Annotated in this window: 13 protein-coding genes; 4 read left to right on the top strand and 9 right to left on the bottom strand. The window is 58.9% G+C overall.

Annotated elements, in window-relative coordinates; translation table 11 throughout:
- Positions 1-20 precede the first annotated feature (20 nt).
- On the top strand, positions 21-470 hold the full coding sequence (locus CA51_RS03700) for a DUF4339 domain-containing protein (protein WP_145117908.1): 450 nt from the start codon (positions 21-23) through the stop codon (positions 468-470).
- A 182-nt stretch (positions 471-652) separates the two neighbouring features.
- Here CA51_RS03700 and CA51_RS25630 read toward each other — a convergent pair whose 3' ends face one another.
- The 4 genes from CA51_RS25630 to CA51_RS03680 form a co-directional block, all read right to left on the bottom strand.
- On the bottom strand, positions 653-1,108 hold the full coding sequence (locus CA51_RS25630) for an SRPBCC family protein (RefSeq protein ID WP_197451574.1): 456 nt from the start codon (positions 1,106-1,108) through the stop codon (positions 653-655).
- Complete coding sequence (locus CA51_RS03690) at positions 1,105-2,391, bottom strand: PQQ-binding-like beta-propeller repeat protein (protein WP_145117904.1); 1,287 nt, start codon at positions 2,389-2,391, stop codon at positions 1,105-1,107. The genes CA51_RS25630 and CA51_RS03690 overlap by 4 nt, the downstream gene beginning before the upstream one ends.
- A 345-nt stretch (positions 2,392-2,736) precedes the next feature.
- Positions 2,737-4,401: a DEAD/DEAH box helicase gene (locus tag CA51_RS03685; protein WP_391556911.1), complete on the bottom strand. Its 1,665-nt coding sequence runs from the start codon at positions 4,399-4,401 to the stop codon at positions 2,737-2,739.
- Positions 4,402-4,567: 166 nt separating this feature from the next.
- A complete protein-coding gene (locus CA51_RS03680; protein WP_145117902.1) occupies positions 4,568-5,212 on the bottom strand; it encodes a hypothetical protein in 645 nt (214 codons plus the stop codon).
- A 199-nt stretch (positions 5,213-5,411) separates the two neighbouring features.
- Between CA51_RS03680 and CA51_RS03675 the strand changes: the two genes are divergently transcribed.
- A complete protein-coding gene (locus tag CA51_RS03675; RefSeq protein ID WP_145117900.1) occupies positions 5,412-5,873 on the top strand; it encodes a hypothetical protein in 462 nt (153 codons plus the stop codon).
- 57 nt (positions 5,874-5,930) lie between these two features.
- On the opposite strand, the gene CA51_RS03670 is transcribed toward CA51_RS03675, so the two are convergent.
- A complete protein-coding gene (locus CA51_RS03670) occupies positions 5,931-6,377 on the bottom strand; it encodes an NUDIX domain-containing protein (protein WP_145092063.1) in 447 nt (148 codons plus the stop codon).
- A 41-nt stretch (positions 6,378-6,418) separates the two neighbouring features.
- Between CA51_RS03670 and CA51_RS03665 the strand changes: the two genes are divergently transcribed.
- Complete coding sequence (locus tag CA51_RS03665; RefSeq protein ID WP_197451572.1) at positions 6,419-7,735, top strand: CCA tRNA nucleotidyltransferase; 1,317 nt, start codon at positions 6,419-6,421, stop codon at positions 7,733-7,735.
- A gap of 69 nt (positions 7,736-7,804) precedes the next feature.
- Here CA51_RS03665 and CA51_RS03660 read toward each other — a convergent pair whose 3' ends face one another.
- The 3 genes from CA51_RS03660 to CA51_RS03650 all read right to left on the bottom strand — a co-directional run bounded on the left by CA51_RS03660 (position 7,805) and on the right by CA51_RS03650 (position 10,007).
- Complete coding sequence (locus CA51_RS03660) at positions 7,805-8,539, bottom strand: tetratricopeptide repeat protein (RefSeq protein ID WP_145117896.1); 735 nt, start codon at positions 8,537-8,539, stop codon at positions 7,805-7,807.
- Positions 8,540-8,892: 353 nt separating this feature from the next.
- A complete protein-coding gene (locus tag CA51_RS03655) occupies positions 8,893-9,288 on the bottom strand; it encodes a hypothetical protein (protein WP_145117894.1) in 396 nt (131 codons plus the stop codon).
- A 248-nt stretch (positions 9,289-9,536) separates the two neighbouring features.
- Positions 9,537-10,007: an FxsA family protein gene (locus CA51_RS03650; protein WP_145117892.1), complete on the bottom strand. Its 471-nt coding sequence runs from the start codon at positions 10,005-10,007 to the stop codon at positions 9,537-9,539.
- 207 nt (positions 10,008-10,214) lie between these two features.
- Here CA51_RS03650 and CA51_RS03645 point away from each other — a divergent pair, with 207 nt between their 5' ends.
- Positions 10,215-10,922: a ThuA domain-containing protein gene (locus CA51_RS03645; protein WP_197451571.1), complete on the top strand. Its 708-nt coding sequence runs from the start codon at positions 10,215-10,217 to the stop codon at positions 10,920-10,922.
- Positions 10,923-11,193: 271 nt separating this feature from the next.
- Here the strand turns inward: CA51_RS03645 and mutM are convergent, their stop codons facing one another.
- Positions 11,194-12,063 (bottom strand): bifunctional DNA-formamidopyrimidine glycosylase/DNA-(apurinic or apyrimidinic site) lyase, encoded by an 870-nt coding sequence (gene mutM / locus CA51_RS03640; protein WP_145117888.1) that lies wholly within the window; start codon positions 12,061-12,063, stop codon positions 11,194-11,196.
- Positions 12,064-12,101: the final 38 nt, after the last annotated feature.

Raw genomic sequence — 12,101 nt, 5'->3', positions numbered from 1 at the left:
CACAATCGCAGGCTGGTTGTATGCCAAACAGCCTGTCGGACAAAGGGGTTGTTTTCAGCATGAGCCAGTGGTTCATTCAACAAGACGCAGAAACCGAACTCGGGCCGCTGCGGCCCAGCGAACTCCTCGACCTGGTTCGCCAAGGCGTCGTCACGCGCGAGACGCTTTGTCGTAAAGAGAACTCCCCTTGGTGCCATGCCCAAGATGTGGGGGGACTGTTTCGTGCCGCCGAGAGCCAAGTCGTCGGCTACCGATGCCCCTACTGTCAAAAGTCGGTCAACGAACCGCCGACCTATTGCAAGGGCTGCAACAAATATGTCGACGAGGGGATCGAGATTTTGCGAGACGCCCGCGGCCGCAAACTGGAGGGGAAGGCTCAGGCCTTCGACACCCCCAAGGAATCAACAGCATCGTGGACCAGCTGGGTAACCAAGCTGAAGTCGCAGCGCAGCAAACGCAACAACAGTTAGCGAGCGAGCGGTTCGTCAAACTTTGATTTTAGGACTGATGATAGTGGACGAGGTCACGAGTCCCCATAATCTCTGGCGCGAAAGGACTCGTGACCTCGTCCACTACCCTCGATTTTGGTGTTGACGCTGCACTAGCGTGCCACTGCCGACACGCAATGCAACTGGCGACGCGACCAATCTCGCTACGAGTTTCCTGCCTGTTCGACGACTCGTTTCAGATGCCCCAAGTTACCGCGGATCCGCTTGCAAGCGATCCAACGGATCAGTGGAGCCACCATCCGCGTGGGGATTCGCAGCAGCGGGCGGAAGTGCAGCTGAACGTCTTGCCTGACGATCGTCCGATCACCCGCCGGCTCCAATCGGTAATCGACTCGCACACGCATCCCTCCTTGATCGATCTGCATGCCGAGCAATTGGTCCTGGCGGAAGGCGACGATCTCGCCCGATGTTGCGACGACGCGGTTCTTATATTGAAACCGTTGATGGAACCGAGTCCCGATCCGCTGGCCAGCCGCCTCTTGGTGCGCGTTGGCGATCATTTGCGGAACCCACTGCAGGACCCGCTGTGGATCATCCAACCACAGGAAGACCTCGGCCGGTGTTCCCGCGATCAGGACATCTTCGCCGGTGCAAATCACGGCGTTTCGATGCGATAGAGCGCTTTGGCGGTCCGCAGCAGGATCGACGAATCCAACGGAGCGAGACTGGCCAGCGTTCGCTCGCCGAGGTCGTTCCTCGCCAACTCTTGGAAGTCGCGACTGGCCTGGATCACCGTCGTCTCTCCCGCTTCGCTGGTGAAGTAGATCTTGCCGTCGGCCAACAGGGGCGAGGCGGAATATTGTCCGCCGATCCGTTTCTGCCAGACCCGGTCGCCACTGGCGGCGTCCAAGCAATAGGCAACGCCCGCGTCGTTGATCATATAAAGCAGCCCCGACTGCATCAGCGGCGTCGGCGTCTTGGGAGCTCCTTTGTCCAGCTGCCACAACACGTTTGTCTCGGTGATGTTCCCGCGACCGCGTGGGTCGATCGCCAACAGGCCTCCTTTGTCGTAGCTGGTGCAGACGATCAAGATGCCGCCGGCGTAAACCGGTTGAGGAATCACCGAATAGCCGTCGTAGTCGACTTGCCAAAGGATCGATCCATCGGCCGGATCGATTCCTAAAACGCAATTACTTCCCGGTGCGACGATTTGTTGTTTGCTGTCGACCTTGATCACCGCAGGGGTGCAAAAGGAGAACTTCTTCTTCGCCTCGACCGGCCGCGGGCACTTCCACGCCAACTCGCCGGTGTCGGTCTTCAAAGCTGCGACGAAAGGTTCGCTGGCACCATCGCAAGTGAAGACCAACCGATTGTCAACCAACACCGGCGATCCGCCGTTACCGTGAATGGCCTTGAAGCTCAGGTCGCGATTGATCCACAGCGTCTTGCCCTGCAAATCGGTGCAGACGGTTCCCTGGAATCCGAAATGGGAATAGAGCCGGTCGCCATCGAGGATCGTGGTCGGGCTGGCGTGCGAATTTTTGGCGTGGATCTTTTGAGTCTCTTCCGCCGTTTGATGAATCAACGTTTGTTGCGTCTGCAGCTCGCCCGTCTCGGCATCGATGATCAGAAGCGACAGATCGAAGCTGCCGTTGGAAGCATCTTCCCCCGCCGCCGCTTTGTCGCTGGGAATCGCCGCGGTCAGATAGATCCGTTTTCCGTCGGTCACCGGCGACGACCAACCTTCGCCCGGCAGTTCGGTCCGCCAGCGAATGTTTTTCTTGGCATCCCACTGCACCGGCAGCGCTGCGTCCGGGACGATCCCCGCTCGATCGGCACCGCGGAACTGAGTCCAAGTCGGTTCGGCAGCGGTCGCTTTGGAAACTCCAAAGCCTGCCAACAGGAGGAAGATTGGCAGGAATCGATTTGCGCGTGTATCCATCAAGGTGCTCGCTGGCGTAGAGAACGGGAGAAACTCAACCAGTTTAAACACCGCCAGCGAAGACCGCTATTGTCGTTTCCCACGGCTCGTGGAGCGACGCAGAGGAACTGCACGCAGAACTCGCGCTAGCTGGGAATGGAGATTGGCAGAATGATGGGGGCAGAATGATTTTTATCGAGGTAATCATTCTGCCCCCATCATTCTGCCCCCATCATTCTTCCCCCATCATTCTTCCCCCATCATTCTTCCCCCATCATTCTGCCCCCATCATTCTGCCCCCATCATTCTGCCAAACCTCGCTCTGCCAGTTCCTATCATCCTGCTGCTTAGGTAGCAGAATTAGTTTTAGATCGTTTTGACGATCCCTTCGGGGGTGCGGAGCTTGAAGAGGCCGAAGATGTCGTCGCGGCTGAGCCCGACGGTGCCGGGGCTGGCGCTGTCGGAGAAGACCGATTCGAACAGCTCACGCTTTTGGTCCAGGACTTCGGCGATCCGTTGTTCGATCGTGTTCATCGCCAGCATCCGCGTGATCGTCACCGACCCGGCTGCTCCAATCCGGTGAGCGCGGTTGATCGCTTGATCCTCGATCGCCGGATTCCACCAACGATCGAACAGGAAGACGTACCGGCAGAACTGAAGGTTCAGCCCCACGCTTCCCGCTCCGTAGCTCATCAAGATCACATGCTTGCTGGGATCGTTCTTGAATTGATCGATCACGCCGTCCCGTTTTTTGTGCGGGATCCTGCCGTGATATTCCAGCGGCCCGAAGCGTTCGAGCGCCGGCCGCATCTTGTCGATACTTTTGACCCATTGGCTGAAGACGATCGCCTTGTGTCCGCTCGCCGCCACCTCTTCCATGTCGGCGACCAAGCGTTCCATCTTGGTGCTGGTCCCAGTGGCGGGGTCGAAGTTGCAGATCTGTTTCAGTCGCAGGACGAGTTCAAAGACGTGCTGGACGGTCAGCGATTTGCCCATCTCTTCCAACTGGATCACGCCGCTATCTTCGGCCTGTTGATAGGTCGCCCATTGTTCGGGTGTGAGATCCAATTCGGCGTCGCGGAACAATCGCGGCGGCATGTCGGTGAGCACTTTATCTTTGGTGCGTCGCAAGACAAAGTCGCGAGTCGCTTTGCCCAACGCCAACGGCGTCATGTCGTTGTTCAGATATCCAGGCGACAAAAACTCGAAGATCCCGACCAGATCGTTGGGGCTGTTTTCGATCGGCGTTCCGGTCAGCGCCCACGACCGTTTGCGAGAGATCGCATGGACGATCTTGCTGGTCGTGCTGTTGCGGTTCTTGATCCGTTGAGCTTCGTCCAACGCGACCAGATCAAATTTCAATTCGGGGTCGGTGACGACGTCGCGATCGCGCATCAGCAATTCGTAATTGGCGATCTTCACTGGCGTCGCCCGATGCCGCCACTGCCAAGCCCGCTTCTCCGCATCTCCCTCGACGATTCCCACCGGAATCTCGGGAGCCCAGAGTTTGAACTCGCGCTGCCAGTTGGTAACCAACGGCTTGGGGCAGACCAGCAGAATGCTGCTCGCTTCGCCCGAGCACAACAGGAACCGGATCGTGCTGATCGCCTGCATCGTTTTGCCCAACCCCATCTCGTCGGCCAACACGGCGGCGTAGCGGGGGAACAGAAACGCGATCCCATCGAACTGATACGGGAAAGGCTTAAACGGAAAGTTCAGCTCGCCCGAACCGACCAGCGATTCCATCGGCGGCTGCAACAGATAGTACAACCGGTCCTGCAGCTTGATCACATCCGACGGCGGCTCGATCCGCGTGGCCGACTTCTTTTTCTTCGCCTTCGGCTCTGGATCCTCTTCCGGAACAACGATTTCGTCGGCCGGTTGAACCTTCTTGCGGACGATCTTCTCTTCCGACTTCTTTCCCCACATCGGCGATTCAGGGAAATCGAATCCGGTCGTCTTGATCTTGATATTGTTCAACTTGACCGACAGCAACTTCGGCGTCTCGAAGGCCAGCGGTTCGCTGATCAATTCGACGCTCGGCGCCTCGGGATCCTCGTCGGCATACCAGCTCGGTTCGGCGAGAACGATCCGCAGATCGGGGCGCGCAGGGACAGCCGGTTCGTCGTCTTCGGGAGCTCGATCGGAGAATGCGAGTAGGTTCACGCGTACCTTGCAGTGGTTCGTGGTGGGAACGTTAGGCGGCGGCGCGGGACGTGCCGCGGGCTTCACTGAACGCTTCGCGAATTCGATCGAACGGTTCGTTCAGATCGAACGTCGCGGGTAACTTCTGCAGGATCTCCATCACATCGTCGCGCTGCCCCGGCGACGCGATCGCTTGCCATCCGTCGACCTCGATCACATCGTCGATGTTCGCTCGCTTGCTGACCTCGGTGCAGGCGAACGGGATCCCGCTGCGGCGAGCCAGCGGCAGCGCGTCGACGTTGTCGGCAAGGACCAACTGAGTTTTCATCTTGGCACGATCCAACAGCGCCTTGCCGATCAGGTCGCCGACCAGATAGGCGCCCAAGGAGGGACCGTAGAGGATTTGTTGGGTGCGAGTCGGTCGCAGAGGCAACGAACAATGGAACTCCAGCGGGCGGCCGCTGGAATTGAGGACCAGATAGCCCCCCATCCAGCCTGCGGTTTCGTCGTTTTGCACCAGGTAAAAACCAAGGTTGATGTCTTTCTTGGTCGCCAAGATCGTGTGCCTCCAGCGGCATTCATGTTGCATCGTCAATTGCCGCGGCAAAGTCGCCGCAATCATTCCAATCGGTACGACACCTACGACCGCTTGAGCTTTGCTGACCGATGCGAGCGGAGAATTTTCCGATGCTATCAAACCTACAATCGGCCCGATTGCGACCGCTTTCCCGGCTCGCCCGACCCAACTTGGATGGGTCTATATCGCGCTATCGTTCGATCCGGCATGCAACGCAAATCTTTCAATTTGATAAACATTTCTAGATGCTCGACATTTTTAACAGGCCGTGGTTATACTCGAAAAGTCCTCATTTTTTGCAATCATTGGAGCCTCGACGATGTCCAATCCTCACCGACCGGTATCGCCTATTTTTAGCATCGATGTCTCGGCGGAGCCCCCCACACCGGCAAGCCCTCAGTTCGATGGCGACGAGCAGGTGATCGAGCTGCTGCGAGAACTGGTCGTCGGCCAACAGAAGCAGAATCAGTTGCTCGAACAGATGACGCAACAGACCGCTGCGATGCAAAAGCAACGCTCCAACGAACTGCAACAGTGGAAAGATGCCAACCCGTTGCTATCAAAGCACTGCCACCGCGCCGCCGAAACGCTCAGCCGCGTGCAGACCCAGTTCCTGGAAAATCTGACCGTCGAAGTGCTCGACAATGCCGAGCATCTTGTCGATGGCGAATTCATGCTCAACGAATTTGTCGATCGCTTTGGACCGCGGATGGCACACCTCAACGGAGTGCTACAAGTCTTGGCCCAATTGGGAACCGGTCAGCCGACATCGGAAACCTGATCCCGTCTATTAATAGGTAGCCGCATCGCGAGGTCGTTCCCACGCGGGGGCGACCGATCAGTAATCGATCGGCAGCTTGAACGCCCCTTGCTGCCAGGCTCCTAAAAAATCGGGCATGCTGCCCAACAGATCCCGCCGCGGAGTGATCTCGCTTCGCTTGAGCCAGAAAATCTCTTCGACCTCTGCTGGGTTGGGAACCGGATCCAAATCGTGGGCCGCTTCGATCAACCACCATCCCAGTTCGGTCCCCCATCGCGTAACGCTCTCCCAGATCCGTTGGGTGGGGACGATGTCGATCGCCAGTTCTTCTTGCATCTCGCGAACCAAGGCGTCCTGTTCCGACTCTCCCGCTTCGACGCCGCCGCCAGCGAAACAGACGAATCCCGGCGCGGTGACCGTTTTGCTGCGACGGATCAACAGAAACCGATCTTCGCGTAAAATGACACCGACGACTCCCATCCCGGTCCGTTGGCGTCGATCGGCACGATCCTTGTTTGTGTCCATTGCGTCTTGCTCTTGTTCTCGTGGAATTTTGGAAACCCGTAGTGACCGACTCCGACCAGCCGCTTGACCCTCGCGAACGCTTCGCCCGCAGCGTCGTGCAAAAACTAACCGATGCCGGCCACATCGCCTACTTCGCCGGCGGCTGCGTCCGCGACCGGATCCTCGGTCTGCGGCCCAAGGATTTTGACGTCGCCACCGACGCCACGCCCGATCGAATTCGCGAACTCTTCGGTCGACGGCGAACGCTGGCGATCGGGGCCGCCTTTGGAGTGGTCAGTGTATTGGGTCGCAAAGGTGCCGGGGAAGACCCGATCGAAGTCGCGACCTTCCGCAGCGATGGCGATTACAGCGACGGCCGCCGCCCCGATTCGGTGGTATTCAGTTCTCCCGAACACGATGCCCAACGTCGCGACTTTACGATCAACGGGCTGTTCTACGATCCGATCGCCGGCCGCGTGATCGATTTCGTCGACGGACGCAGCGATCTCCAGGCGGGCGTGCTGCGGGCGATTGGCGATCCCGACGCCCGGATCTGCGAAGACAAGTTGCGGATGCTGCGAGCCGTCCGGATGGCGACGGTATTCGGTTTTGCTATCGAATCGGCAACCCGCGACGCGCTCCATCGTCATGCCGCCGAAATCGATGTCGTCAGCAACGAGCGGGTCGGCGCCGAGATGCGGCGTCTGTTAGCCGCGACCGCCGCCTTCGATGGGCTCGCGACCCTCCGCGAGACACGGATCAGCGACGTCGTCTTTCCCCAGCTAGCTGAAATCTGGGACGCGGAGATTCGTCAAGCGGATCTGCCGGCGGAGATCGCCGCCCCGGCAACGACTGGGGCAGGGCTGATGTCAAAACTATTGGTGGCGCGGCGCGAGTATGACTTCGTCTCGGGATTGATCGTTTGTCTGTTGGCGATCAAGTGGAGCGGCGGTGATTCGGGCGATGCGCTCCGTCGAATCGCCGACTTGTGGCGATTGTCGAACGAAGAGACGGCGCGAGCTGCGTTTGCATTAGAGAGTTTGCCGACGGTGCTGCAAGCCGATCGCCAGCCCTGGTCGATCGTGCAACCAGTCCTCGCGGCTCGCTACGCTGGCGATGCCGTCACGCTGGCTGAAACCGTCACCCGCGCGTTGGATCTTCCGGGCGACGCGGTCGCCGCCGCGCGGCAGCGACTCGGATGGGATCGCGACCGGCTCGATCCGCCTGCGCTACTCAGCGGCAACACGCTGCAGAAACTGGGACTCACCCCGGGCCCAGGATTTCGCGAGATCCTGCAAGACGTGCGGGCTCGGCAATTGGACGGTCTGTTGAACGATGCCCAAACGGCGGCTCAATACGTGAGCGCTACCTATTTATGAGCAAGCAGAAGCGCTGCCCTCGCGAAGGGTCATCGCTGACGTGAAGGCTGCTCTCCTAAAGGCCGCTCTCTATTTATCCGCCGGCTTCTCGATCCGAGCGACAACCTGTTGCAGGTGGACGTTGGCGACATCGGCCATGTAGTGGGTCTGCTTTAAGGCGACAGCTTTTTCGAGCCACTTCCGCGCCTCGGCCAGATTGCCTTGAGCATCTTCGTACATTCCCAGGTACAGCCAGCCGTAGAACTGAGCCGACGCGGCGCCGCGAGACTGGGCTGGGATCGCATCGATTGCGTCGGTGACGGTTTGGATCGTGGCCGTCCCGGCGAACAGGTCGTAAACCTCCTGCAGCGGGACTCGAGAATCACCCGGGGCGGGCAGGTATTCGCGGCGAGCGGCGTCGACACCTTCGACGCGAGCGACACACATGTAATGCCAGACAGCGTTTTCGACATCGTGGGCGTTCACTTCGCGATGAACGACAAACTGTCTACGCCCGGCAACAAACTCTCCCGCATAATATTGAGCGATCCCGCGTTGCCACATGTAAGGGATCTGGGCCGGCTGCAGCTTGGCGGCTTCGTCGAAAGCGATCAGCGCTTCTTTGGCCATCCCGGCTCGCAGCAACAGACTGCCTCTGGCCATCGCTGCGGAGAAGGATGCGGGGTGCTGATCCTCGATTTTTTTGGCAATTTCCGCGACGCGGTCGAGATTTCCGTCGCGGAGAGCTCGATAGCCTTCGCCCTCCCACTGGCCAATCGTCTTCACCGGCTGAAGTAGCGTCAGAGCAAGCAGAAACGGAAGCATTGCAACTTTCCCAACTGTACAAGGAGTTGTCGAATCGCTTGCCAGAGGGCAGCAAGAACGCGAAAAACGTTTCAAATGTACGCTATTTGCCAAACTGCCTAGATTGACAACCGCAGCGTGTTGGTTAGTTTAACGTGACAGTAAAAATGTTGCAAATTGCATTACGACCGTTATAGACCTGATTTCCAGCGTGCAGACGATGCATCGAGGATGGTCCTCACGGGAACCAGGTTAAACGTATCGGACTCCGGCACGTGCGGTTGGATCGGTTTGCATTGGGTACCCACAAACTTTGTTTGGAGATTTCAGAATGACGCGTACTATCGTTAGCTGCGTTGCTGTATTTGCAATGGTCATCGCATTCGGCGCATCGGCAGAAGCAGGCCACAAGAAGAAGAACAAGTGCTGCCCTCCAGCACCAACTTGCTGCGAAATGGTTGAAGAACTGAGCTGCTGCGAAGCTCCAGCTCCAGTCTGCTGCGAAGCACCAGCACCAACTTGCTGCGAAGCACCAGCACCAAGCTGCTGCAGCACTCCAGCTCCAAGCTGCTGTGGCGCTCCTGTTGCTGCAAGCGGATGCTCGAGCTGTGGCGGCGCAGTTGTCGTCGAAGCTGCACCAGCATGTGCTTCGTGCTCGGGTGCTGTTGTCGAAAGCGCTCCAGTAATCGTTGAAGAAGCTGCACCTGCTGCTCCAGCTCCAACTCCAGAGCCCGCTGCAGACGCTGCTTCGCCTTCGGACGCGGCTCCACCCGCTCCAGAAGCTAGCAACCTGCGTGCTCCAAACGTTTACCGCATGGTAAGCTTCCGTCGCTAAGTCGACCGGACGTTTGAAGTTGAATTGTACAAGCCGGGATGGGAACCCAATTTGCGTGCGGCTTGCACGCCGATAACTAAGGCTGTCCTTGAATAGGACGACAATCTATGAACCTCTGCTGCCAAACTTGGCGACAGAGGTTTTTTCGTGCGCCGATTTTCCCAGCAGCTCAGCCGCTCGGAATCAGCTGTCGGTCCGCTTGTCGCTGCGGACCGACGCGGCGGCGGCATCGATCGTGTTGGGATCCGACTGCGTTGGCTGAGCGTTTTCGCCAAACCCGAAGGTTTGAATTTGAAAGCGACTGCCGATCCGAACGGCCAGGAAGTGCCGAGCCAATAACCGCGTCTGCGGGATCAACAACAGAAAGCCCATCGCATCGGTCAGCAGCCCGGGAGTCAGCAGCATCCCGGCGGCAAAGAAGATCAGCAGTCCGTCCTGGACTTCAGGAGCGGGCATACGTCCTTCAGCCAGCGCCTGGCGAAAGCGTTGCCAGGCGAGCGCCCCCTGCCAACGGGCGAGCATCGATCCGACGATCCCGGTGAATATCACGATCCCGACGGTCACCAGCAGACTGGTCGCCTTGGACAGTTGAATCAGCATCGCCAATTCGACGAGCGGGATGATCGTAAAAGCGAGCAGCAATTTGAGAAACAACGGAACGGATCCTCCCCGAATTTTTAGGTCGCCGGGGCCAACATGCCGCGGCGGTTTCGATTACTCTACGATGCCTGAGATTCACAGTGAAGGTCGCCCGGTCGGTCCGCGCGAACCCGCTGCGTTGGTTCATCATATCCCCTCCCCGGAGCGCGTCCCATGCGTCTGTCCTCGATCGCTTCTGTTCTTTTCTTGTGCTTGCTTTTCGTGAGTGGTCGCGCCACTGCCGCCGAACCGCTGCGTGCGTTGCTAGTCACCGGCGGTTGTTGCCACGATTACGAAAACCAAATCAAAATCTTGCAAGCTGGATTGGGCAAGCATCTGAAGATCGATTGGACCGTCGAACAATACGATGAGAAACGCGACCGGAAGGCTAACGTTTACACCAAGCCGAAGTGGGCGGAATCGTTCGACGTGATCATCCACAACGAATGCTTCGGTGGCGTGACCGATGGCGAATTTGTCGAGAGCATCGTCGCCGAACACGTCCGGTCCGGTGTCCCCGCCGTCGTCATCCACTGCTCGATGCACTCGTATCGCAACGCTCCCACCGCAGACGCTTGGCGTGGATTGATCGGTGTGACATCGAAGCGGCACGAAAAGGCAAAGCGCAGTCTGAAGGTGGTCGCTCGCGAAGCGGAGCATCCGATTCTCGAAGGCTTCCCCAGCCCCTGGTCGACTCCCAATGGCGAGCTGTACATCATCGAACGTTCGTGGCCGAACACTCAAGTTCTGGCGTCGGCGTACAGCGACGAGGAGAAAGCGGATCAACCGGTCGTCTGGACCAATACCTACAAAGGCGTTCGCGTCTTCGGGACCACGCTGGGACACCACAACGAAACGATGCAAGACGATGTCTGGTTGAACCTGACAGCCAAAGGCATCCAATGGGCAACCACCCCCGACGCGCAGTAGTCCTGGCCGTGATCGCATACCAGCACGAAGCGCCAGCGAGTGATTATTCACTCCACAAGTTAGTCGCCATTCGCTCCGCGAAACCCGCGCATACCAGCACGAAGCGCCAGCGAGTGATCTCCCACCCCGCAAGTTAGTCGCCTTTCGCTCCGCGAAAGCCGCGCATACTAGCACGAAGCGCAAGCGAGTGATCATTCACGGTACCGGCGAGATTCGTGAGCCACTCGCTCGCGCTTCGTGCTAGTAATCGTGCTCGTATCTCGCGCATCACCTAGGATCGATAATCGGCCAACGATTCGTGCAGGCCGCGTTTCTGCTGGCACGTGGGGCAATAAAACGTGCTGCGTTGAGCTTGCACGATGCGGGTGATCGGCCCTCGATCGCAGCGGTAACACATTTGATCGGCCCGATCGTAAACCTGGTGCTGGCTCTGGTAATTCCCCGGATCGTTGAGCGCGTTGCGGTAGGTGCCATCCGAAAGAGTTGATCCCTCGTGCCGGATCGCGGTCTCCAGGATTTGGCCGATCGCCGCTTGGATCCGCTGCCACTGCGGGCCGCTCAACTGATCGCACCGCGTGCGCGGGTCGACGCCAGCCAAATGCAAGATCTCCGCGGCGTAGAGGTTACCGATTCCGGCGACCACGCTTTGGTCCAACAGCGCCACCTTGATCGCTCGTCGGCTGGCTCGCAGCGCCCCGCGCAACTGGTCGGCCGAAATCTGCAGCGCGTCGGGCCCCAGTCGCTCGGTGACCAACGCCCGCAATTCCTCGGTCGACAGCAGCCGAACGGTCCCCAGTCCGCGGCGGTCCCAGAACAGCAGCTCGCGATGCGTGACGCCAGTCAATTCGATCCTCAGCCGCAGATGCTCGATCCCCGGCGGATCGGCTAGCAGCACCAAACCGCTCATCCGCGGTTCGATCACGATCGCTTGGCCGTCGTCCAAATGGATCACGACTCGTTTTCCCAGTCGATCGATATCGGTGATCTTTCGGCCGCTGGCTCGCCGGTCCAAATGATCGATCCGCGGCTTGATCGAGATCGGCCGGCAATGGCACGGCGGCCGCTGGACGCTGGAAATCGTGGCTCCCACGATCGGCAGGATACCGCGGCGCATCGTTTCGACTTCAGGCAATTCAGGCATCGCAGGGGTCTCGTGGTAGGGAATTCGCGAATGTTTGG

The sequence above is a fragment of the Rosistilla oblonga genome (assembly GCF_007751715.1).
Taxonomy (GTDB): Bacteria; Planctomycetota; Planctomycetia; order Pirellulales; family Pirellulaceae; genus Rosistilla; species Rosistilla oblonga.
The sequence above is the reverse complement of the archived record's forward strand: the minus strand, read 5'-3'. Positions and strand labels throughout refer to the sequence as shown.